Annotated in this window: 22 protein-coding genes and 2 other annotated features; of the genes, 17 read left to right on the forward strand and 5 right to left on the reverse strand. The window is 46.2% G+C overall.

The features are described from left to right. Nucleotides 1–63 precede the first annotated feature (63 nt). Nucleotides 64–345 (forward strand): Fpa/YlaN family protein, encoded by a 282-nt coding sequence (locus tag ODZ53_RS13490; protein ID WP_012685955.1) that lies wholly within the window; start codon nucleotides 64–66, stop codon nucleotides 343–345. 108 nt (nucleotides 346–453) lie between these two features. Further along, nucleotides 454–694, forward strand: a binding site (T-box leader). A gap of 48 nt (nucleotides 695–742) precedes the next feature. Further along, nucleotides 743–980, forward strand: a binding site (T-box leader). Between the two features lie 60 nt (nucleotides 981–1,040). Beyond that, nucleotides 1,041–2,375, forward strand: coding sequence for a sodium-dependent transporter (locus ODZ53_RS13495; RefSeq protein ID WP_372677668.1), 1,335 nt, complete (start codon nucleotides 1,041–1,043; stop codon nucleotides 2,373–2,375). Between the two features lie 57 nt (nucleotides 2,376–2,432). Here the strand turns inward: ODZ53_RS13495 and cax are convergent, their stop codons facing one another. Further along, on the reverse strand, nucleotides 2,433–3,476 hold the full coding sequence (gene cax, locus ODZ53_RS13500) for a calcium/proton exchanger (RefSeq protein ID WP_041749828.1): 1,044 nt from the start codon (nucleotides 3,474–3,476) through the stop codon (nucleotides 2,433–2,435). 103 nt (nucleotides 3,477–3,579) lie between these two features. Here cax and ODZ53_RS13505 point away from each other — a divergent pair, with 103 nt between their 5' ends. Further along, nucleotides 3,580–3,840: a hypothetical protein gene (locus tag ODZ53_RS13505; protein ID WP_012685958.1), complete on the forward strand. Its 261-nt coding sequence runs from the start codon at nucleotides 3,580–3,582 to the stop codon at nucleotides 3,838–3,840. Nucleotides 3,841–3,901: 61 nt separating this feature from the next. Here the strand turns inward: ODZ53_RS13505 and sleB are convergent, their stop codons facing one another. After that, the gene (gene sleB, locus ODZ53_RS13510) at nucleotides 3,902–4,669 is read right to left on the reverse strand and encodes a spore cortex-lytic enzyme (protein ID WP_372677670.1); all 768 of its coding nucleotides are present in this window, start codon (nucleotides 4,667–4,669) and stop codon (nucleotides 3,902–3,904) included. 150 nt (nucleotides 4,670–4,819) lie between these two features. On the opposite strand from sleB, the gene ODZ53_RS13515 reads away from it, so the two are divergent. Together ODZ53_RS13515 and ODZ53_RS13520 are read left to right on the forward strand one after the other, a co-directional pair. After that, a complete protein-coding gene (locus ODZ53_RS13515) occupies nucleotides 4,820–6,448 on the forward strand; it encodes a thiamine pyrophosphate-binding protein (RefSeq protein WP_372677672.1) in 1,629 nt (542 codons plus the stop codon). 75 nt (nucleotides 6,449–6,523) lie between these two features. After that, on the forward strand, nucleotides 6,524–6,865 hold the full coding sequence (locus tag ODZ53_RS13520; protein ID WP_372677674.1) for an Asp23/Gls24 family envelope stress response protein: 342 nt from the start codon (nucleotides 6,524–6,526) through the stop codon (nucleotides 6,863–6,865). Between the two features lie 46 nt (nucleotides 6,866–6,911). Here the strand turns inward: ODZ53_RS13520 and ftsW are convergent, their stop codons facing one another. After that, a complete protein-coding gene (gene ftsW, locus ODZ53_RS13525) occupies nucleotides 6,912–8,081 on the reverse strand; it encodes a putative lipid II flippase FtsW (protein ID WP_372677676.1) in 1,170 nt (389 codons plus the stop codon). A 66-nt stretch (nucleotides 8,082–8,147) separates the two neighbouring features. After that, nucleotides 8,148–8,492: a YugN family protein gene (locus tag ODZ53_RS13530; RefSeq protein ID WP_016739853.1), complete on the reverse strand. Its 345-nt coding sequence runs from the start codon at nucleotides 8,490–8,492 to the stop codon at nucleotides 8,148–8,150. 152 nt (nucleotides 8,493–8,644) lie between these two features. Here ODZ53_RS13530 and ODZ53_RS13535 point away from each other — a divergent pair, with 152 nt between their 5' ends. Both ODZ53_RS13535 and ODZ53_RS13540 read left to right on the forward strand, forming a co-directional pair. Continuing rightward, complete coding sequence (locus ODZ53_RS13535) at nucleotides 8,645–9,085, forward strand: CBS domain-containing protein (RefSeq protein WP_012685964.1); 441 nt, start codon at nucleotides 8,645–8,647, stop codon at nucleotides 9,083–9,085. 114 nt (nucleotides 9,086–9,199) lie between these two features. After that, nucleotides 9,200–10,237: a MerR family transcriptional regulator gene (locus tag ODZ53_RS13540; protein ID WP_372677678.1), complete on the forward strand. Its 1,038-nt coding sequence runs from the start codon at nucleotides 9,200–9,202 to the stop codon at nucleotides 10,235–10,237. Nucleotides 10,238–10,494: 257 nt separating this feature from the next. On the opposite strand, the gene ODZ53_RS13545 is transcribed toward ODZ53_RS13540, so the two are convergent. Further along, on the reverse strand, nucleotides 10,495–11,106 hold the full coding sequence (locus ODZ53_RS13545) for a hypothetical protein (RefSeq protein ID WP_372677680.1): 612 nt from the start codon (nucleotides 11,104–11,106) through the stop codon (nucleotides 10,495–10,497). A 137-nt stretch (nucleotides 11,107–11,243) separates the two neighbouring features. Between ODZ53_RS13545 and ODZ53_RS13550 the strand changes: the two genes are divergently transcribed. From ODZ53_RS13550 to ODZ53_RS13595, 10 genes are all read left to right on the forward strand, one after another. Further along, entirely contained in the window at nucleotides 11,244–11,954 is a 711-nt protein-coding gene (locus ODZ53_RS13550; RefSeq protein ID WP_199927169.1) for a thermonuclease family protein, read from the forward strand. Between the two features lie 239 nt (nucleotides 11,955–12,193). Continuing rightward, complete coding sequence (locus tag ODZ53_RS13555; RefSeq protein ID WP_372677682.1) at nucleotides 12,194–13,885, forward strand: methyl-accepting chemotaxis protein; 1,692 nt, start codon at nucleotides 12,194–12,196, stop codon at nucleotides 13,883–13,885. 24 nt (nucleotides 13,886–13,909) lie between these two features. Next, nucleotides 13,910–16,357, forward strand: a complete 2,448-nt coding sequence (locus tag ODZ53_RS13560) for an EAL domain-containing protein (RefSeq protein WP_372677684.1) — start codon at nucleotides 13,910–13,912, stop codon at nucleotides 16,355–16,357. 42 nt (nucleotides 16,358–16,399) lie between these two features. Continuing rightward, nucleotides 16,400–18,850 carry a bifunctional diguanylate cyclase/phosphodiesterase gene (locus tag ODZ53_RS13565; protein ID WP_372677686.1) on the forward strand — a complete coding sequence of 817 codons (2,451 nt, stop codon included), beginning with the start codon at nucleotides 16,400–16,402 and terminating at the stop codon, nucleotides 18,848–18,850. 140 nt (nucleotides 18,851–18,990) lie between these two features. Further along, entirely contained in the window at nucleotides 18,991–19,194 is a 204-nt protein-coding gene (gene copZ / locus ODZ53_RS13570) for a copper chaperone CopZ (protein WP_007725825.1), read from the forward strand. A gap of 111 nt (nucleotides 19,195–19,305) precedes the next feature. Then, complete coding sequence (locus ODZ53_RS13575) at nucleotides 19,306–19,923, forward strand: nitrite reductase (RefSeq protein ID WP_372677952.1); 618 nt, start codon at nucleotides 19,306–19,308, stop codon at nucleotides 19,921–19,923. Between the two features lie 36 nt (nucleotides 19,924–19,959). Beyond that, on the forward strand, nucleotides 19,960–20,283 hold the full coding sequence (locus tag ODZ53_RS13580) for a metal-sensitive transcriptional regulator (RefSeq protein ID WP_275552952.1): 324 nt from the start codon (nucleotides 19,960–19,962) through the stop codon (nucleotides 20,281–20,283). A 163-nt stretch (nucleotides 20,284–20,446) separates the two neighbouring features. Further along, nucleotides 20,447–21,319: a cupredoxin domain-containing protein gene (locus tag ODZ53_RS13585; protein WP_372677954.1), complete on the forward strand. Its 873-nt coding sequence runs from the start codon at nucleotides 20,447–20,449 to the stop codon at nucleotides 21,317–21,319. Between the two features lie 133 nt (nucleotides 21,320–21,452). Continuing rightward, nucleotides 21,453–21,680 carry a spore coat associated protein CotJA gene (locus ODZ53_RS13590; protein ID WP_012685974.1) on the forward strand — a complete coding sequence of 76 codons (228 nt, stop codon included), beginning with the start codon at nucleotides 21,453–21,455 and terminating at the stop codon, nucleotides 21,678–21,680. After that, complete coding sequence (locus ODZ53_RS13595; protein WP_064199847.1) at nucleotides 21,677–21,949, forward strand: spore coat protein CotJB; 273 nt, start codon at nucleotides 21,677–21,679, stop codon at nucleotides 21,947–21,949. The genes ODZ53_RS13590 and ODZ53_RS13595 overlap by 4 nt, the downstream gene beginning before the upstream one ends. Nucleotides 21,950–21,956 lie beyond the last annotated feature (7 nt).

Genomic DNA, 21,956 nt, shown 5'->3' on the forward strand with positions numbered 1-21,956 from the left:
TTCAAATGGCCCAGAATCGCGTACTATGTATGATAAGGATGGAGGCAAACGGAGGGATAGGTTTTGACAGAAATTAAGGTTCCCGATCTGGAACAAAAAGCGCTAGCGTTGCTTCAAGCAGACGCCGACAAAATTTACAAGCTGATCGACGTACAGATGGAAAACCTGACCATGCCGCAGTGCCCACTGTATGAAGAAGTGCTGGATACCCAAATGTTCGGGCTTTCTCGTGAAGTAGAGTATGCGGTCCGCTTAGGACTGATTAGCGACGACATTGGTCGAGAAATTATGGGTTCATTGGAGCGTAAATTGGCCCATCTTCATGAACTGTTTAATCAAAGGTAAGGCGAGGAGAGCGGCGATTATCCTCGCTTTTCATTTTATTGAGAGAAAAAACTCTTGCCTATTTCACGTATTTATATTAAATTAAAGTCTATAATTTTTTATTAATTTTGAAATGCGATGACGGAGACTAGTATGCGGAATCACCGCTTGTCAGGGAGAAGCTGCCTTAGACTGAAAGCAGCTTTGAAGCGCGCCCCGTAGAATTCCCTCCTGAGCAGCCCTCTAAATGGCAGTTTGCCTAGTAGGAGGAATCGGGTCATTCCCGTTATCAATGATGGAGAGAAGTGCGTAGGGAATCTTTATCCCGTGCACTTAATCAGGGTGGTACCGCGAATAACTCGTCCCTTTTTTGGACGGGTTTTTTTTATTTCGGAAAAGCCCAACAACTGAATCATAGAAACAAGCAAGGAAAGAGACTAGTAAACGGACCTGCTGCATGACAGGGAAGGCTGCCATAGACTGAGAGTAGCCTGATGTAAGCCCCGTTGAATTCACTCTTGAGCTGATCTCTGAACGCAGGCGCCGCCAGTAGGAGAGTCCGGGTCATACCCGTTATCAATGACGAAGCGAGGCATTCCCTATCAGGGATGTCTAAGTAGGGTGGTACCGCGAGAAATAAATAACTCGTCCCTTTTTGGGGCGGGTTTTTTTGTATCCATTTTTAAGAATGAGAATATCTTTGGAGGGTGAAAATTATGAAACAAGCGGAACAATGGACGAGCAGGCTCGGCTTCATCTTGGCAGCAGCAGGCTCGGCGATTGGACTAGGGGCCATTTGGAAATTTCCATACATGGTCGGAACGAGCGGTGGAGGAGCGTTCTTTCTGCTATTCATTATCTTTACGCTAGCAATTGGTCTTCCACTGTTGTTAGGGGAATTCACAATCGGACGTAGTACACAAAAAGAGGCGATCAGTGCGTATAAAACAATTGCGCCCGGCTCACTCTGGCATTGGATTGGTCGCCTTGGGGTGACCACTTGCTTCTTGCTCTTGTCCTTTTACAGTGTAGTGGGAGGATGGATTCTTAGTTATCTTCTTCGCGGGTTTACTGGTCAATTGCAAGGGCCAGCTTATGACAAAGTGTTTGGTGAAGTTATCGGTGATCCTGTTGGTGCAGTAGTTGCGCAGTTGGTTTTCATGCTCATTACCGCATGGGTAGTCGCGAGAGGCGTATCGAGTGGAATTGAGTCCGCAAACAAGTACATGATGCCTGGTTTGTTCCTTTTATTCATGGTATTGATGGTTCGTTCCTTGACATTGGATGGGGCGATGGAGGGCGTTTCCTTCTTTCTGAGTCCTGATTTTACCAAGCTGAGTGCGCAATCGATCCTTTACGCATTGGGTCAATCCTTTTTCGCGCTGAGCGTCGGGGTGTCCGTCATGGTCACGTACAGCTCGTACCTTGCCAAAAACGAAAGTCTGGTTCGTTCTGCTGGATCGATTGTCAGTTTGAATCTGCTCGTATCGCTATTTGCCGGTTTGGCGATTTTCCCTGCCGTCTTCTCCCTTGGAGTAGAGCCAGAAGCAGGGCCGGGATTGCTGTTTATCGTACTGCCTTCTGTGTTTGAACAAATTGCCTTCGGTAACATTTTTCTGTTAATCTTTTTGGCTCTTTTCCTTTTTGCTACATTGACTTCGGCTTTTTCGATGCTGGAAATTATTGTTGCATCTCTTGCAAAAGGGGACGAAGCAAAGCGCAAGCGTCTTGCCTGGGTGATTGGTCTGCTGATTTTTATCGTAGGTGTTCCGTCGGCTTTGTCATTCGGTGTATGGAGCGAGGTTACGCTGTTCGGCAAATCTATCTTTGATGCGATGGACTTTTTGGTCAGTAATATCTTGATGCCGTTGGGAGCGTTGCTCATTGCGATCTTCGTTCCGCTGAAAATGAAGCGTGAGACTTTGATAAACGAGCTGGGGGCGCATACTTCTCTGGGCAAACGCATGTTTATCATTTGGCTTCTCCTGATTAAATATGTCGCACCTATCGCGATTCTCGCCGTTTTCCTGCAAATGCTGGGTTTCTGGTAAAACAACGAAAGGCTTCGCCACTTTAAGATGGCGGAGCCTTTGTTTTGTTCCTGTGCCCTACGCGAAAAAAAAGACCGTACCCAAAATAATATACACGGTCAATAGAAGGACGCCTTCAAACCAGTTCGTGGCGCCATCCCGTGTGATGGAAATCGTAATAAAGGTAGCAACTCCGATCGCAGCCAATTCAAAGGTAGAGAACACGATGTCCATCGGATTGCCTAGCAAGAGACTCATGATGACCAGAGTCGGGGCTACAAACAAGGCGATCTGCAGGCTGGAGCCGATCGCGATTTCGACTGCTGCACCGATGCGTCCTTTTAGTGCCAACAGCATGGCAGCACTGTGCTCTGCGGCATTCCCGATGATCGCAATGACAAAAGCCCCGACGAATAACTCCGACCATCCTAACGATTCGGAGACATGCTGTACGCCCTCTACCAGCCATTCCGAGACAACCGCAACGAAAAAGGTAGAGACAGCAAGCATCAAGAGAGAGACACCCTTTGGCCATACCGCATCACTTTCTTGCGGCTCGATATCCGATAAAAAATCGCTATGGGTAATCATGGAAAAGATGAGCCACAAAATGTAGGCAATGATGAGCAGGCTGGCGATGACGATGCTGATGATCTCCACCTTGATCACGGGCAGATCGAACATGAAGACAGCCGGAATGAACAAAGCGACGATTGCGAGAGTCATCAACGAAGCATTGTGACTGGCGAGCCTGCTATTGAAGGTTTGTTCCTTGTACTTAAGACCACCCAATAATGTACTCAAGCCGAGAACCAACAGCATATTTCCGATGATCGCACCCGTAATAGAGGCTTTGACCATATCGAACAAGCCTTCTTTCACCAGAAAAAAAGCAATAATAAGTTCTGCGGCATTTCCGAAGGTAGCGTTAAGAAAGCCCCCGATTCGGTCTCCAGCATAATGGGCGACGCTCTCTGTCGATTTTCCGAGCCAAGCCGCCAAAAAAATGATGGCCAGTGAAGCTGTGACGAATTGGAGCATTTCATTTCCAGAAAAATAGTGGGCGTAGACAGCTAATGCCATGCTCCCACCTACTAATGAGAAAAAGAGTTTCAAGTTCATTTCATCACCTCTACGATTTTTACTCATCCCTAGAACCTCATAGGTATAGAGTTCCTGTTCTGGACAAAACTAACCATGAACTAGAAAAGTGAGGTGTTTTTTTATGACCCAGCCTTTGTTGTGCCCGACATGTAAATCGAATCGGATGAGGTTCACTGTCATTGAGCAGACCCCTCGCTATATAAGACTGGACCCACAGTCAGGCGAAGTCGTAGCAGAACTCCATCAAGAAGAGCTTGATATGTTTCACCAGCCGTACAAAGGTGAGCACTACATGATACAATGTGGCGTTTGCGGGACCACAGAACCGGAAGAGCGATTCGTCAAAATGGCCCAGCATATGCAAACACAACGTTCGAAATGAAAACTCGAAAAGGAAAACAGGCACGCAGTTTACGACTGTCGTGCCTGTTTTTTATGGAATGCTAGCGGCAAAAAATGTGTCTGCCGATCTTTTTGATTTGAGGGCGGCTCCAAATCCAACCCGATGTAGCTGTATCCGGGTTGAAATAATAAATAGCTCCGTCTGTTGGGTCCCAACCTTTGAGCGCGTCATTCACTGCTTTTTTTGCCTGCTCGTTCGGTGTTAGCCAAATCTGACCATCCGCCACAGCCGTAAAGGCCCGAGGTTCGAAGATAACCCCCGCTGGTGTATTGGGAAAGGACGCGTTTTTCGTCCGGTTTAGAATAACAGCCGCCACTGCGACTTGGCCAATGTAGGGCTCTCCACGCGATTCTCCGTACACGGCATTCGCCATCAAACGCAGGTCGTTCTCCGATACTCCGGCTACGTGATACGTAGGTTTAGAAGGCGCAGAAGGCGTCGATGGTGCAGGGGTTGCGGTTTGTGGCACCCCGAGATCAGAAGCAGTGGGCTTATAATTTTTCGTTGCGTTGTACAGCTTTACTTTCGTCTGCGCGCCAAGGACACCGTCTATGGGTAAGCCAAACTCATACTGAAAGTTACGCAGCGCCCAATAAGAACGCCACCCGAATACGCCGTCTACTTTTCCCGTATAAAATCCAAGATGCTTCAAGCGATACTGCATCTCACGCACGTCAGAGCCTTCTTCTCCTACTTTAACGATCTGTTCACTGAATGCATCTGAGCGTAAGGGAGATACCATAACCGCCGTTGTAACCAGAAGTGCGAATACTACTACAGCTAGCAGCCATTTGACAGGCTGTTTCATTTCTTACCCTCCTTCGGGTATGGATTTGAATATCAGTTGATTATTGTTAGGTTCTCCAACTTCCGTCATTTTGGATTTAGTAAAATATTGGAGAATGCGTAGACTACGAGTACAGGTATTTGAACTTTGTCCTGGAAGGGGAAGATTTTGATGCAGGTCGCGCAATATTTGACGGAACAATTGATTCGTTGGGGAGTAAAACGAATATATGGGGTGGCAGGTGACGGAATCTTTGCCTGGCTGGATCAGATCGCGAAGCAATCCGACATCCAATACGTTGCTTGCAAGCATGAATCTGCTGCGGCCATGATGGCAAGTGCGGAAGCAAAGCTGACAGGGAATCCAGCTGTTTGTACCGCGACGATGGGGCCGGGTTTCGTCAATCTGCTGAATGGACTTGCAGATGCGCATACGGATCGTGCACCCGTCATTGCGATTACAGGTCAAGTGGAGACATACAAGCTGGGTGGAGCGTACAAGCAGTTTATCTCTCAGGAAGACATGATACGTCCCATCAGTTTTTATTCGACGACGATTACGCATCCAGATGCAATCCAAAGTGTTCTGCACAAAGCATTTGTCACGGCTATGCAGCAAAAAGGAGTGACACATCTCGCCATTTGCAAGGATGTCTTTACCCAAACGACTTCAGAAGCTGTCCTTGCAGCACTTCCACGCATTCCACATGCCATTTATCCGGATCGGATGGAGATTGAGCTCTCAGCCGAGCAGGTTGCAAAGGCGCAAAAGCCTCTCGTTCTACTTGGAATCGGTGCCCGCAAGTCGGCGGATTTGTGTGTGAAGCTAGCGGAACAGCTAGGGGCAGGCGTGTTGCTGTCGCTCGGAGCAAAAGGAACGATAGAGGAAACACATCCACTTGTGATCGGCGGATTGGGAGAGGGGGGCAGCGAAACAGCTTTACATGCTTTAGCGGAAGCTGATTTGTTGCTAATTTTGGGAGCCAGCTGGTTCCCCCGCGCTTTTTTGCCAAAGAAACTGTCCGTCATTCAAGTAGATCATCAGCCTGGATCGATACATGCACATCCCTACCTTCAGTCTGTCACGGCCGAATTGGACGATGTCCTGCCGATCTGGATGAGACGTTTGCAATCGCGCAGACAGGACGATGCGTGGCAGGAACAAATCAAGCGTTGGCATGGCGAGTTTGGCGAGGAGACAGAGCAAGCTGTCATTCAGCAAGCGAGTGAACAAGTAAAGCCACAAACCTTGATGCATACGCTTGGGGGAGTGGTCAATGAAGATGCGATTATCGTCCTGGATACGGGTGAGCACACGATCTGGTTTAATCGTGCGTTCCGTGGAAAAAAACAGACCCCACTCTTTTCAGGAAAGTGGCGAACAATGGGATTCGGGTTGCCTGCCGCTGTGGCTGCAAAGCTAACCTATCCTGAGAAGCAGGTCGTCTGCATTGCCGGGGATGGGGGATTGCAAATGAATCTGGCGGAATTGATGACAGCGGCCCAGCTCCAGCTTCCGATTGTCATTCTCGTGGTGAACAATGGGACATTAGGATTGGAAGAGGTCAAAATGAGTCAGGCGGGCTTGATCCCTTTTGGAGTGAAATTGCATAATCCAGATTTTCAACAATTGGCGAAAGCTTGCGGGATCAGTAGCAAGGTTGTTAAAGAAGTACAAGCTCTGGAGCCTGTATTGCGGGAGGCGCTTGCTGCAGAACAGTTGACACTCATTGACATTCATTGCACATCTCCGACACTAACGGAGAGAAAAAAACAAATTTCCTTCCAAGCCCAAGCATGATTTGTTTATAATGATAGAAAAGGCAAATGAAACCAGTGGGGGAAGAAAGAAACGGGCGAAGAGGAGGGCGTCCTGATGGCTGACAGACTTGGCGAAATCCGAGTAGCAGATCAGGTGATCGCAATCATTGCTGGCGTTGCTGTAGAAGAAGTGTTGGAAGTCACAGTCCGTTCAGGCGGGATTTATCAAGATTTGGCGAAAAAGCTGAATGGCGGCGCGAAAGGCATTACCGTATCCGTAATAGAAGACAGAGTGACCATTGACATGCGTGTGTCCGTCCGTTATGGGGCGCAGATTCATCAGGTCTGTCATGTCCTACAGGAAAAAGTAAAAGAAGCAGTGGAAACATTGACAGGTCTTTATGTGGAAGCCGTGAATGTACGGGTGGAGGCAATCGAACTCCTTCGAAATGAGTAAGAAAAAAGGGATACTGGACTCATCCGGTATCCCTTATGCTTGTTTTTTACATGGCGTATGGCTGTTTTTGTAATTGCTCTTCTACCTTCTGGCGACTGACTTCCCGCGATATACTGAGCAAAAAGCCTGTGGCGAGCAGACATACGAGTAAGGAGGAACCACCATAACTGATAAACGGCAATGGTACACCTGTCAATGGAATCAGACCCGTTACTCCGCCAATGTTTAAGATCGCCTGAATGGCGAACATGCTGACCACACCGATTCCTGCGAGACTGGCAAAGGTGTCTTTTACGCGCAGACAAATATGGATGCCACGCAGCAGGAAAAGCAAGAAAATCAAGAGGAACACAGAGGCACCGATAAAGCCAAGCTCCTCTGTCATGATCGAGAAAATAAAATCGGTATGCCTCTCAGGCAAATACAAATACTTTTGAATGCTTTTTCCAAAGCCTGTCCCAGTCAGGCCGCCATGTGCAATCGCAATCCAGGATTGAATAATGTTGTAGCCAGTGCCACTCATATCACTCCATGGATCGAGGTAGGAAGAAATCCGATTCAAGGCATGGGGCTTTGCTGTGATGTATACCAAAAGCGCAACAGTCACAGCTGGTGCACCGAGACCAACCAGTTGACGGATTTTTGCCCCACCGCAGATCATAACAATCAAAGCGCACCCGAGCAGGATGGCAGCAGAACCGAGGTCAGGCTGGACGACAATCATCAAAAAAAACATTCCCGTTACCATCAGTGGGGGCATCAATCCAGATTTCAGCTTTTGTATCCCGTTCCCTTTTTTGGAGATGATCGCTGCCAAGTAGAGAATAAGACCAAGCTTGGCAAACTCCGCAGGCTGAATAGTTGCAGAACCGATTTCAAACCATGATCGAGCTCCGTTCACTTCCTTACCAATACCCGGAACAAGAACCAGGAGCAAAGAAAAGAAACTGACGAGCGCAATCAATAAGAAGTTTCTCTTATAAAAGGAGAAGGGAATGTTCATGGCCACCAGCATCCCAACGCCACCGAGCAGCAAGAAAACGGATTGACGCTTCACGAAATAAAGCTCATCTCCACCACAGTAATCACAGCCGCCGCTTGTAAAGCTCGTCAACGCGAAAATGGAGCTGGAGCTGAGTACCATGGTTATCCCAAACCCAACAAGTAGGGCGGTCAAAAACAGGAGCAAGAAGTCAGGTACGCCCCTCGTCTTCATAAAAAATACCCCCCTCTACGTGAAACAGAGAGGGGATTCCTCTCTGCACACCATGCATTTCAATTTTTAATGTGAGGACAGCTTTTCACCCAGCAATTGCAGCTTCAGCTTCGCTGTTTTTACAACGGAGTCTGGCATTGGGTAATCGTAATCCAGCCCGTGTGGGAAAAGGTGTTTGCCCATGTAAGGATCTTCGAGCTTCAGTACTGCGTGCGTATCCTCAAGCTTGCCTTGCGTCACGTTCGCTTCGATGCGCAGGTAGAAGACGTTGCCTTTATCTTGGATTTTATAATCGTATGTAGCATGCTTGTAATCCCAAGCGCCGCGATCAAAGCCGAGTTCGCTCATATAATGCTCCAGATCGGCGAAAAAGACTTCTTTCGTGCCAATACCCGTGTCCTTAATGACCATTCTTTTTCCTCCTAAAAATGGGTGAGATATTCACTCATTTAATCATAGTCTGTTTTTGGAAGAAGCGCAATATATCATACTCTTTCTTGCGAATGAAACGATAGATGAGCGGACAAACTACAATCGTTGATTAGCAAAAGGAGGAGAATGAAATGGCAAAGCTGGAAAATCGTACCCTTCGAGAAATTATGACTAAAGATGTCGCTACTGTGACGCTTAAGGATAATGTGTATGAAGTGGCTTGCAAAATGCGCGATTGGAATGTAGGGGTCATTCCGGTTGTGGATGAAAAAGAAGATGTGATCGGTGTCATTACAGACCGCGATATTGTGATTCGCGGTTTGGCTGAAAAGCATGAAGGATCGACTGCCACGGAGGTGGTCATGACCCGAGACATTATTCTCGGTCAGCCGGGGATGACGGTTGATGAAGCGGCAAGGGTTATGGCTCAGCATCAAATTCGTCGCCTGCCCGTTGTCGAGCATGGCAAGCTGGTTGGAATTGTGGCGTTGGCAGACATGGCTGTTCGTCAAGTCCATCACGATGAAGCGAGTGACGCTCTCCAACAAATTTCTGAGCCAGCGCCACATTAATAAGATAGAAATCAGCTGTCGGGAGGAATCCGGCAGCTTTTTTTCTTTCTGTCTGTACATTCACGCTGCGTCAAGGTTTATGATAAGGAAAGAATGAAACAGGGAGAGAGTTCCATGCAAATTAAAGACATGGCCCATCGCTTGCAAATAACCCCGCGTGCGATTCGATATTATGAAGAAAAAGGGCTGATCAAGCCATCAAAAGCAGATGCGTCCGGGTATCGCCAATTCACGGAGGAAGATGTCTGGAGGCTGCAAACCATCATTACCCTGCGCGAGGTCGGGATGGCGGTAGAAGACATACGGGAGCTTCTGATTCATATGAAAGATCAGGAAGGCACTCTTCTCCATTATTTAGAGCTGCAGCGTTCGTTTATGTATACAAGGTGGGTAGAAATGAGCAAGGTCATCCAAACGACAGAAGCAATGATTGAGCGGGTAAAGGGTAAGGAATCGATTGATCCAGCAGAGCTGTTTACATTGGCAGAGGCGAACAAGCGATTGAAGCAGACGCGGGATAACTGGGTGGATCGATGGAATTTTAATGAATGGGCGGACCGCTATGACGAATGGGTACATGGCGGGAATGGTCATGAATCGTACGAGAACGTACTGGATGAGGTGGTAGCAGCCGTTGCAGTCAATCCAGGAGAATGCGGCTTGGATGCTGGAACGGGAACTGGGAACCTCGCAGGGCGTCTCGTGAAAAAAGGAGCCAAGATGAGCGGGTTCGACCAATCTCCGCAAATGCTGAAGCAATGCAGAGCAAAACACGCGGAGGTCGAGACGAAGCTGGGAACCTTTTTCGCCTTTCCGTTTTTAGAAAATCGGTTTGACTTTGTGGCTACGAGTTACGCCTTGCACCATTTGACGGATGACCAAAAGCAGCTTGCCTTGGCGGAATGTCGCCGGGTATTAAAACCAGGGGGACGGTTGGTCATTGCCGATTTGATGTTTGAGGATCAGACGCATAGACAAGCTCATCTGGAAGCCCTAGAGGAAGCAGGACATACGAGAGTGATAGCAGATATTCAGGACCGCTGTTATGCAGATCGCTCCCGATTGCTACAGGAGCTTGTTCATCTTGGTTTTACGAATGAAGTAAGACAGCTAGGTACCTATACGCATTTAATCTTGTCTACTTGTTCGTAATACATTTTTTCGAATACGAATTTCACTTTTGGGCTCTTCCAACTACTGACACGTGTCTAGCCTTTTGCATAGGCTGTAACGAGAAGGAAAGGAGGACTCCACCATGGGTCTGTTCGACGGTTTTTTTGATCGCGAAAACGAGGAATTTATATGGATTATTATTGTCGTGGTCGTCCTGTTGTTCTTGTTTAGTGCCGATCGTGATTAAAATCTGGACGTATAGACAAAACGACCTTGGGCGAAGGTCGTTTTTTTCGTTACCCAAAATGGACTTCTCGATCCAAAACATGCTCGCGCGGTGGCAGTTCCCGTCGCGATGCGTAGGGGGTCAAGGAGAAGCCAACACGATCGAGTTGATCGGGAAGGGCAGGGCTGACCATAAACTGCAGGGAGATTCCTCGGTCAGAGCCGCGCGCTCCGCTTTTGCGTACATGGTGCTCCTGTGAGCTTTTGATTTCAAGCATGAGATGTGGACGTAGCATACCAATGTCTTCATCATCGGTCAATCCCGATTTTATCTCGACATGAACGATGCTCAAATTTTTGTGTTGCATCGCATGTGTCAATGTGTAGGTAAAACCATCAAGCACAGTTGTTTTCATAATAGGCAGCACACCGATCAATTCACCGTATTTATCAGGGAATACAGGCCTTATTTCAGAATTTAATGTGTGCAGAAACCAACCAAGTTCAGCTTCATCCATACCGTATTTCTCAGCCCATTCCTGTCGGATTTCCTGGGGTGGGGTTAATCTTTTCCCGTTTGCAAGCATTTTTCGCTCACGAAGTAGCTGAAGAATACTCTCGTCGATTTTTTTGCATTCGTCGTTGTACTGGTTTGGTACAAGTTGAAATTCAGCCCAACCCATCAAGAATCGCTCCCTTTTCATTTTCATTATTTTACCAAAAACCTTGAGTGTTTGTACTTTTTTCTCTCCTATTGACCTGCGCGGGCAAATCCACTACGCTGGAAAACAATGCAACATAGAAGAGGAGAAGGAAGTTTATGAGACGATTTGCTATGTATCTGCTCGTACTTACTCTTTTGCTAACGGCATGTGGAGCGTCCGGCCAACCAGAAGCTAACGGAGAGATGGATGCTGTGATCAAACGAGTGGTTGATGGCGATACATTCGAGCTGGATAGCGGAGAAAAAGTCCGTATGATTGGCGTAGATACCCCGGAGACAGTGAAACCCAACCATCCAGTCGAACCGTATGGGAAAGAAGCGAGCAATTACTCCAAAGAGCTTTTAACGGGCAAAAAGGTTAAGTTGAAGTTCGATGTCGAGCCCTATGACAAATACAAGCGTTTGCTTGCTTACGTATATTTGGAAGACGGCACCTTTGTCAATGAAAAGCTCGTTCGTGACGGCTACGCCCGGATCATGACAATCCCACCAAATGTAGCCCAAGCAGAGCTGTTCTTGGCAGCAGAGCGGGAGGCGCGGGAGCAGAATCGCGGATTGTGGGCTTTAGAAGGGAAGCAGGCAGAGGCTCCTAAGGAAAAAGCCAAGCCAAAAAAACAGTCCAATAGTAATACCGTAGCAGATACTGCACCACCAGAAGGCAAGACGATCAAGGGCAATATCAATAGCAAGGGCGAGAAAATCTATCACGTTCCTGGCTCCGCTAGCTATGAGCAAACAAATGCGGAAACGTGGTTTGCGACGGAGGAAGAAGCGCAGCAAGCAGGTTTTCGAGCGCCAAAACGATAAGACATGTAAGGAACATGAGCTGCATAAATGGAAACGCAAGCCTCGTCTGCTTTGGCAGTCGGGGCTTTTTCCTTGTCGAAAAGAATTTTAGAAATGTTACAGAACGATGTTATATGATAAAAAAGGTCAAAAGTCCTATATAAAATGCCGTTATATAAGAGAAAGGGATTATAAAATTACTTGCATTTTCACAGAAAGAAGAAATCATTCGTAGAATTACGATGGAGGAAACAACTATTATGAAGTTGACGGTAAGGAGAAAGCTTTTTTTAGGATTTTTGGCCGTGTTATTACTTTTAGTGGCGGTAGCAGGGATTGGTTTTTCTCAGATTTCTTCCATCGATTCCCGTTATGGGAGGATAATTGAAGACAGAATCCACAAGGAGATGTTGTCCAAGGACATTATTGCCAGTGTCAGTGAACGACAAAAGTATGCACGAGGATATGTCATTGTAGGCGATGGCAGCTACCTAACAGGGTATTCAAAAGCCAACGACCGTTATAAAGAGCTCACAGCAGAATTATTCCGTTTGGGCATGACATCTGAAGGGCAAAAGCTCGTTACAGAGATGAACGAGCTACATACCCAACACGAGGAAATTATTGATCGGGTCGTCGCATTAAAACAACAAAACAAAGTAGAAGAGTACACGCGCTTGGTCAGGGATGAATGTACGCCAGTCGGCGAATTGTTTATTCAAAAAGCCCAGGAATTTGTTGCTCTTGAACAGAAGCTATTGGAACAAGATATAGTGGAGCTGGAAAGCGGTATTCAATCTACGAAGCTCCTGGTTGTCTTGCTTAGCGCGCTGGCCCTTCTCACAGGAGTCGGTATCGCCTTCATGATTGGACGTGCCATTTCTCATCCCGTTTTACTGATCACGCAGGCCGCAGAACAAATTGCCGCTGGGAACTTGGCACAAGCAGATATTTCGATCAAAAATCGTGACGAAATCGGCGAACTTGCCCGCCATTTTACCCAAATGAAGCACAATTTGCAAGATTTATTAGAACGAGTCTCCTTCCATTCACAACAAGTGGCCGCATCCTCCGAGGAATTGATAGCCAGCTCCGAACTAACACATCAGACAGCAGAGCACGTATCCCAATCGATCCAAGGTATTGCAGCAGGTGCTGAGCAGCAAGTAAATGATGCAGAGAATGCAACGCAGATTGCTGTGAGCATCTCGCAGGTTATGCAGCAAGTATCAACGAGCATGGAGCATGCGATCAGCTCATCCGTTGAAGCGAACAAAACAGCAACGGAAGGTAATGAAGTGGTTGCCAGATCAATCGAACAAATGAATGAGATTAATCAAAGAGTGAGCTCTTCTACCGAAGTGGTCAATATGCTCGGCGAAAAATCAAAAGAAGTTGGCTCAATCGTTTCGATTATTACGGAAATCGCGAGTCAAACGAATTTATTAGCGTTGAACGCAGCGATTGAAGCGGCGAGAGCGGGAGAACAGGGAAGAGGCTTTGCGGTCGTCGCAGATGAAGTTCGCAAATTAGCAGAGCAATCCGCGCAAGCCGCTTCGCAGATCGCTTCCATCATTGGGGATATTCAAAGAGATACGGAAACGGCGATCCACGTCATGAGTCAAGGGGACGGAGCTGTTCAAGAAGGAGTCATCATGATCGAACAAGCTGGGGTTGCCTTCCATAAAATTTTGGAGGTAGTAGACGAAGTCTCGAAAAGAACACAAGAAATGTCGGGACAAATCAATAAAGCCAATGACGGAACGGTTTCCGTTGTAGAATTCATAGAGGGAATTGCGCATGTTTCAAGAATGGCAGCGGAAAACACGCAAAGCGTAGTTGCTTCTGTACAAGAACAAACAGCTTCTATGGAACAGATTACAACCGCTTCTAGCACACTCGCCGAAATGGCAGAAGAGCTGCAGCATTCCATCCGGAAGTTTCAATTGTAATGCGAAAACAGGCGGGGGTGCCATGTGTTTAATCATATCAGAGATGTAAAGTATGCATTATCTGCATTGGAAGAGTCATCTGTTATTTCGATAACAGATGAAAAGGGAATTATCACCTACGTCAATCACAACTTTTGTCAACTATCCAAGTTTAATAGAGAGGAATTAATCGGAAAGAGCCATAACATTGTCGATTCCGGTTTCCACCCACGAAACTATTTTAAATCGCTATGGGATACCATCAGCCGAGGAAAAGTATGGAAAGGTGAGATGAAAAACCGGGGAAAGGACGGGACGGAATATTGGCTTAGCATGACATTAGTTCCGTTCATGAACGATAGTGGATTCCTATATCAGTATGTAGCAATCGGGACGGACATCACGAAACGAAAGCTGATGGAAGAGTCTCTTGCAAAAACGATGAAGGACTTGCATGATATCAAAAATGCACTGGATGAATCTTCGATTGTAGCGATTACAGACGACAAAGGCGTCATTACTTATGTAAATGACAAGTTTTGTGAAATCTCCAGATACGAAGTGGATGAATTAGTTGGAAATACACATCGGGTCATTAACTCTCGCTATCATTCCAAGTCGTTTTTTAAATTAATGTGGGAAACGATCAAGCAAGGACGTGTCTGGAAGGGCGAAGTGAAGAATCGCGCCAAAGATGGCACTGAATACTGGATGAATACGACCATCGTGCCATTTCTAGACGACCGGGGGGTTCCGTATCAATATGTTTCGATTCGTACGGACATTACCGACCGGATTGAAGCAGAGGCAGCTTTGGCAGAAGCCTTGCAGAACGATTTTCGCAGGACGGTCCAAAACTTGCAAAACTGTGTGTTCAAAATCGTGACAGATCAGAAAGGGAGCATCACGTATACCTTGTGTGAAGGGAAAATTGCCGAAGCGCTCGGGCTAACGTCTGAGAGGATGTTGAGAAAAACGTCGTATGAAATCTTTCCTTATGAGGTTGCGGAGCAAATGGAAAGCAATTTTCGCAGAGCATTTGCTGGCGAGTCTGTCACCTTCGAGCTTCAACTATCCGGAAATGATTATTACATTACGTTGTCACCTATTGAGGAAAACGGAGAAATCATGGAAATGGTAGGCTCCATGATTGACATCACTGAGCGAAAAAAGGCAGAAGAAACAATTCGCTACATGGCTCATTACGATTCCTTAACCAACCTGCCTAATCGTACGCTATTTCATGAAAAATTAGCAGAGGCGATGCTCAAAGCAAAACAAAAAGATGAGAAAATCGGTGTTATGTTCATCGATTTGGATCGATTTAAAAACATCAATGACACGCTTGGTCACTCTATTGGGGATGTCCTTTTACAAGCAGTAGCAAATCGTCTTATTTGTTGTTTGCGAAAAGAAGATTCTGTTTCTCGACTAGGTGGAGATGAGTTCGCCATTTTTCTCACAGGTGCCACGCACAAGGAGGCTGGTGAAATTGCGCAACGAATCATCACGAGCATGTCCGAATCGATTACGTTAGACCATATCGAAATCTTTATCACACCAAGTATCGGCATCAGCATGTATCCGGATGATGGAGACGATATTGAAGCGCTACTGAAGCATGCAGACGCTGCCATGTATTTGGCAAAAGAGCAAGGGAAAAATAATTATCAATTTTTCTCGGAGGAGCTGCATCAGGTTTTAGCGAAAAAACTACAGCTTGAAAGAGAGCTGCGAAAAGCTTTAGATGAGAAACAGTTTACGCTGCACTACCAACCGAAGATTCATTTGCAGACGGGCCAGATTATTGGTATGGAGGCGCTGATTCGGTGGGACCATCCAGACCTTGGTCTCATCCCGCCTATTCAATTTATTCCGATCGCAGAAGAAACAGGCTTAATTGTACCGCTTGGAGAATGGGTAATGCGAACGGCTTGCCAACAGACAAAAGCGTGGCAGGAAGCAGGCTTTACACAGCTGGCTGTTGCGGTCAATATATCCTTACGCCAATTTATGCAAAACAATCTCATTGAGATGATTACCTCGATCCTTGAAGAAACGGGGTTAGCTCCGCAATACTTGGAGCTGGAAATCACGGAAAGCATGGCGCTAAACGTAGACTATACGATTCGGATTTTGAATCGCTTGAAAGCTCTCGGGGTTAGCATCAGTATCGATGATTTCGGGACGGGCTACAGTTCTTTAAGCTATCTGAGTCAATTCCCGATCGATCGGCTCAAAATCGACCAATCCTTTCTAAGGAATTTGAATCCACAGAATCAAGCGATTATTAAAACGATCATCCATATGGCACATAACATGAAAATTGCTGTTATTGCAGAGGGTGTAGAAACACATGAACACGTTGATTTTCTAAAGGAACAATTGTGTAATGAAGTCCAAGGGTACTTTTACAGTAAACCGCTGCCCACGAAAGAAATCGATTCCTTCTTGCAGGTAAATCGTTATGGTGAATCAGGCAGCATGGTTTAAGTGAGACCATCGAGATTAACAAAAGGAAAGCGGTGAAGGAGCTTGGATCACCAGATACATGGGACGTACGATAGTTTCCTTGTGATACTGTCTTATTTAATCGCGGTTGCAGCTTCTTTTTCTGCTCTCAACCTGGCAGCCAGAGTGAGTAAAAGTAAAGGGAAGCATCAGCTACTCTGGTTGATGTTTGGTGCCACAACGATGGGGCTTGGAATATGGTCCATGCATTTTGTCGGAATGCTGGCACTTACCCTCCCCATTAAGGTTCTGTATGACATGGAGTATGTCATTCTATCCGTCATCCTTGCCATTTTCGTCTCAAGCATAGCCTTGTTTACCATCACGAAACGCAACTTACATGCGAGACAGCTAGGTATCGCGGGAATTCTTATGGCTGCTGGAATATCTGGGATGCACTACGTTGGAATGACCGCGATGATGATCGAAATTACATACGATACAAGGATTGTCATTTTATCCATTATGATCGCAGCGACTGCTTCGGCAGCGGCACTATGGCTCTTGTTTTACTTTCGCCGTGATCAGTCGAAATACGCGTATTTATATAAATTGGGTAGCTCACTCATTATGGGGGCCGCCATCGCGGGTATGCATTACACCGGGATGGCTGCAGCGCATTTCTACGGAACGGAACAGCCGACAAAACAAGTGGGGACGCAGATTGAGCCGGAGAGCTTGGCCTATATCATCGTCTTGGTCACTTTTTTACTGATCGGTATTACATTGTTCGGCTTGTTTATTAACAAACGACTCTCGCAAAAGGATACGGTCATTCAAGAAAGTGAAAGCTGGTATCGTTCCCTTTATAAAAATAATGAGTACGGCATTATTTCCTTAGATTCAGGTGGATGTATTATCAAAATGAACCCAGCTGTCACGAAGATTGGCGGACTGCGGGAGGAAGAATTCATCAACCAGCATGTATCGAAAATTCGTATGCATATTGTTGAGGAGCAAAGGGAACTCACGAAAAATTCTTTCGCCCAGTCTTTTGCGCCCAATCGAAATAATTTTGAGACGACCATCTTTCATCCGAACGGAAAACGCGTTGAGCTGAGTGTACTCAATGTCCCGGTTGAGATTGAGGGAGAAGTGGTGGGGAATCACATCATTGTGAAGGATATTACCGAAGAGAATCGCGTGAAAGAAAAAATCAGGTATTTGGCCTATCACGATGAGCTGACCGACTTACCGAACCGAAGAAAGTTTAATCAAGTTCTGCATCAATCCATTGAAAAAAGCAGCCAAGATTCATCGAGCTTTGCCGTCATGGTTATCGACATCGATCGTTTCAAAATGATCAATGATTCCTTGGGTCACTCCTACGGCGATATCTTTTTGCAGGGGGTCAGCGACAGAATCTCAAAGAGTGCGAAAGGGTACCACGCAACAATTGCCCGGATGGGTGGAGATGAATTTACCATCCTCTGCGAAACGGGAGCGGATGGCAGGGAAGCAGCGAGTTTAGCCGATAAGATCATTGATGCATTGAAACAGCCATTCACGCTAAAAGACAGTGAATTTTACATATCCGCAAGTATTGGAACGGCGATATTCCCAGACCACGGCACGGATGCTGTCGCGTTGCTCAAAAAAGCGGATACAGCTATGTACGAGGTGAAAAAACAGGGGAAAAATGGTCATCTGTTCTACACGACAGATTTTGACGCCCAATTGCTGGAAAATATTGAAATAGAACGTGATCTCAGAAAAGCAATTGAACGAAAAGAGCTGGTGGTGTACTACCAACCTCAATTTCATTCGGAAAGTAATCGCATGATCGGAGTGGAGGCGCTCGTCAGGTGGAATCATCCAACCAAAGGGATGCTTTCACCAGGAGTGTTTATCCCTATTGCTGAAGAGACAGGATTGATTTATGAGATCGGTACATGGGTGCTTCGGGAAGCGTGCAGGCAAATGAAGCAGTGGCATGATAAAGGGGGGCCGTTGATACCCGTCTCTGTCAATTTGTCCTCCCATCAATTCCACCAACGGAACTTGGTCCAGTACATCAAAAATATTCTCGAGGAAACCAAGCTTGCCCCGCACTTTTTGGAGTTGGAAATCACAGAGAGCATGATGATGGACCCGGCAGTATCGATCAGCATCCTTCATGAGTTAAACAAAATCGGAACAAGAATCAGCTTGGATGATTTTGGAACCGGTTACAGCTCATTGAGCTATTTGAAAAAGTTCCCGATCCACAAGCTAAAGATTGACCGTTCCTTCATAACAGACCTGTCTCGAAATGAAAACGATAAAGCCATTGTGGCCACTATCATTTCGATGGCGAAGCATCTGAAATTGGATGTAATTGCAGAAGGCATTGAAACGAAGGATCAGTTGGATATTTTGACAGAAAATCATTGCAAGGAAATTCAGGGGTACTATTACAGTCGCCCATTATCTGCGAATGAGGTGGAGCAATCGTTTTTTGTACCGATAAGAACGCATTTCAGCCAAGAAGCGTAAGCAAAACTCCCTGTCTTTTATCGATGGGGAGTTTTTTACATATACACAGCAGGAAATGTAAAATCGGGTATTGCATACCCTACAGGGGTATTGTAAAATAAAATCAAGTTAAGCTTCCCAAAAACTAAGGAGGATGTAAAATGAATGTCACTTTGAACGTACAGGGAATGTCCTGCAATCACTGCGTCATCTCCATAGAAGGTGCTCTTCAAAAACTAGACGGGGTTAGCAAAGCAACGGTAAGCCTTGCTGACAATCAGGTAAGCGTGACTTTTGATGAATCCGTTGTTTCGCTGGACAATGTGAAAGAGACGATTGAAGATCAAGGATACGATGTCGTTTAAGCAAAAGTTGCGGGAAGGGCTGTGAGTGTAGAATGGTAGCCTTTCTTACACCTATTGTTTGACTGAATATTACGAATCCAATCACTCTAGGAGGAATGCCTTTTGAAGCGTGTGCAGTTTGCCGTAAGTCCAGAAATTCGTGTCGGCGGTTCTGTGCTTACTCCAGCAGAAATGGTAGTGATCGGTCAAATCGTTGGCGAGGATGCACAAATTGAACTTTCGATATTTCAGCAGCTGATTATCGAGATGAATGAAGAGAAGGCTGAGGATGCCAAAAAAGCGCTGCGTGAGAAAGGCTTACGCGTGTACGAAACGGGTTCTGTTGTGAAGAATTTGTCTGTCTGTTCTTTTTGTAAAGGAGCAGAGATTGAAGGGCTTGAGGCAGCGAGAAATTTGAATGATACGATTGCAGGGATGGCCGTTCCTTTTACGATAAGAGTCGGTTATACGGGCTGTCCAAATGCCTGTGGAGAGCCGTTGGTAAAAGATATCGGGATCGTCAAGCGAAAAGAAACCTTTGAAATCTACGTCGGAGGCCAATCGAAAACAATGGAGGCCAGAACAGCCGAGCTCCTGGTCGAGCAGGTGAAGGAAGAACAATTATCTTCCATCGTCCAAAGCATCATTTCACTGTATCAGACGCAAGGGAAAAAGAGAGAGAAGTTTTTCAAGTTTGTCGAGCGATATGGATTGGAAAATGTCCGAAAAGAATTGGGTCTATCTTCCTGACAGGTGTTTGCGAGGAAGAGTAGAGGAGGAATTGCATTGTCAAGTGCAGAATTGAACATTGTACAGTCTTGTCATATGTCTGATCGAAACAGTCATCATTCGGAAAAAACCAAGCAAAACTTGCAGGCGCGTCTTAATCGGATTGAAGGACAGATTCGCGGGATTAAAGGCATGGTGGAGAAGGATGCTTATTGTGATGATGTCTTGAATCAAATAGCTGCGGTACAATCCGCCTTAAATTCAGTGGGACGTATTCTTTTGGAAGGACATATGAAATCCTGTGTGATTGAACGCATCCAAGAAGGGGACAACACAGTCATTGACGAGCTGTTAACCACGATGAATAAGCTGATGAAATAAAAGCTTCAGAAATGAAGCTTTTTTATAATGGCGAAAATAAGAAAAAGTGTGAGCCCTCTCGACAGTAGTCAGAGGGTTTTCGCGTTCGTTTTGTCCTATTTAGTTGGCGTAGGACATACTTTACAAGGAGGAGAATATACTCGGGGGTGGTATCTTGAGCGCGGTGTATCAGATCCTGATCTACGTCGGTTTCGCTTACGTTTGTTTCACATGGTTTATCTGGCGACGAAAGCAGGGTATCGATCATATGCAAGGCATGATGAGCACGATGTCTGTCAGCATGACGATTGGCTTGATCGGAGGGTTGATCTTCGGCGATGTTTACAGGGGAGACCTTTATGTATCCACCATGTGGGGAATGCTGGCAGGTGGACTGTCTGGTTTTCTGCTAGGAGTTCCTCTGTCGATCCTGAGTATTGTAGAAGGAATCTTATCGGGCGTCATGGGCGGGATGATGGGTGCCATGCTGGGAGAGATGGTACCCAGTGAAAAAGTAGAGTCTCTCCTGTTTGTTTTCGTCATGCTCTTTACCGTATGTATACTGCTCGTAGCCAAGCTGATTGATTTTCATAAAAAAGAAACGAAGTGGTCCTCCTTTTTTCATCATCCAAGCACTCCAGCTATATTGCTCCTCGCTGTCTTCTTCTGGTATCAATCATTACCGTTTCCATCCCCGGCTCTTTTTGCTGGTGATAGCACGACAGAAATCAACCTCACAGCGGTCGACTTTTCCTATAAACCGAACCAATTTACCGTTAAAAAAGATACGGAGATCAAAGTCGTCTTTCAAAATGATGGCAATGTAGAGCACGATATTCAGGTTGTCTCGTATGGGAAAATTGTAACGATTTCAGAATCAAGCAGCGAACATCGTCATGGAGGAATGGCTAAGGACGTTGTACATTTGCACGCCAAACCGGGAGAGTCTGTTGAAACAGTGTGGAAGGCATTGGAGGAAGGAACCTACGAATTTTATTGTACAATCCCGGGACACAAAGAAAGCGGTATGATTGGGCGTTTGCAAGTGACGGGTTGAAGCAAAGGGGGAGGAGAGTGCCTTTCTTTTGCGAGCGGTTTTTCTTTTTGGGGTAGCAATCACGCCTACTGGGTGGGCTGCATAGTGTAGTCATGAAGGAACAGACATTGCAAGTTGGAGGAGGATATTGGCATTGCATTCGCAAACACGCGACTACTTTCCGTACGTTGGTCCCTTCGATCCTTGTCCGCCAATTCGGGTGAAGACGTACCAGGTCCCCCCTCAGCTGTTCATGACATTTCAGCCGGAGAACTTACCACAATATAGCCCGATGGAAGCGTTGAAATTAGGTACGTTATGGCCGGCACTTTTTAGCCCCTATGATCCCAGACTGAGTCATTTGGGGAGGGGGCACTCATGACAGCTGAAAATAGATTTGGCGACGAACAATATTACGCATTGCTTGAACAGCTACAAGCGATCGATTTTGTACTGGTAGAGCTCAATCTTTATTTAGATACGCATCCAACCGATCAGAATGCGCTCCAGCAGTTTAATGATTTAACAGAGCAACGCTGGGTTTTGGCAAACGAATATGAGAAATTGTACGGGCCTCTGCAAAATCTTGGCCGTAGTTATTCAGGCTATCCGTGGCAGTGGAATGATGATCCATGGCCTTGGCAAGTTTAGAAGAGAG

This window comes from Brevibacillus sp. BD137, from assembly GCF_041644655.1.
GTDB classification, from domain to species: domain Bacteria; phylum Bacillota; class Bacilli; order Brevibacillales; family Brevibacillaceae; genus Brevibacillus; species Brevibacillus brevis_D.

Excerpts from the sequence above, each read along its gene's own strand:
- ODZ53_RS13545 (WP_372677680.1), bottom strand. The coding sequence starts at position 11,106 with ATGGGTTGGGCTGAATTTCAACTTGTACCAAACCAGTACAACGACGAA.
- ftsW (WP_372677676.1), bottom strand. The coding sequence starts at position 8,081 with ATGAAGACGAGGGGCGTACCTGACTTCTTGCTCCTGTTTTTGACCGCC.
- ODZ53_RS13535 (WP_012685964.1), top strand. The coding sequence starts at position 8,645 with ATGGCAAAGCTGGAAAATCGTACCCTTCGAGAAATTATGACTAAAGAT.
- ODZ53_RS13550 (WP_199927169.1), top strand. The coding sequence starts at position 11,244 with ATGAGACGATTTGCTATGTATCTGCTCGTACTTACTCTTTTGCTAACG.
- ODZ53_RS13520 (WP_372677674.1), top strand. The coding sequence starts at position 6,524 with ATGGCTGACAGACTTGGCGAAATCCGAGTAGCAGATCAGGTGATCGCA.
- copZ (WP_007725825.1), top strand. The coding sequence starts at position 18,991 with ATGAATGTCACTTTGAACGTACAGGGAATGTCCTGCAATCACTGCGTC.
- ODZ53_RS13540 (WP_372677678.1), top strand. The coding sequence starts at position 9,200 with ATGCAAATTAAAGACATGGCCCATCGCTTGCAAATAACCCCGCGTGCG.
- ODZ53_RS13595 (WP_064199847.1), top strand. The coding sequence starts at position 21,677 with ATGACAGCTGAAAATAGATTTGGCGACGAACAATATTACGCATTGCTT.
- ODZ53_RS13505 (WP_012685958.1), top strand. The coding sequence starts at position 3,580 with ATGACCCAGCCTTTGTTGTGCCCGACATGTAAATCGAATCGGATGAGG.
- ODZ53_RS13530 (WP_016739853.1), bottom strand. The coding sequence starts at position 8,492 with ATGGTCATTAAGGACACGGGTATTGGCACGAAAGAAGTCTTTTTCGCC.
- ODZ53_RS13515 (WP_372677672.1), top strand. The coding sequence starts at position 4,820 with ATGCAGGTCGCGCAATATTTGACGGAACAATTGATTCGTTGGGGAGTA.
- ODZ53_RS13555 (WP_372677682.1), top strand. The coding sequence starts at position 12,194 with ATGAAGTTGACGGTAAGGAGAAAGCTTTTTTTAGGATTTTTGGCCGTG.
- cax (WP_041749828.1), bottom strand. The coding sequence starts at position 3,476 with ATGAACTTGAAACTCTTTTTCTCATTAGTAGGTGGGAGCATGGCATTA.
- ODZ53_RS13495 (WP_372677668.1), top strand. The coding sequence starts at position 1,041 with ATGAAACAAGCGGAACAATGGACGAGCAGGCTCGGCTTCATCTTGGCA.
- sleB (WP_372677670.1), bottom strand. The coding sequence starts at position 4,669 with ATGAAACAGCCTGTCAAATGGCTGCTAGCTGTAGTAGTATTCGCACTT.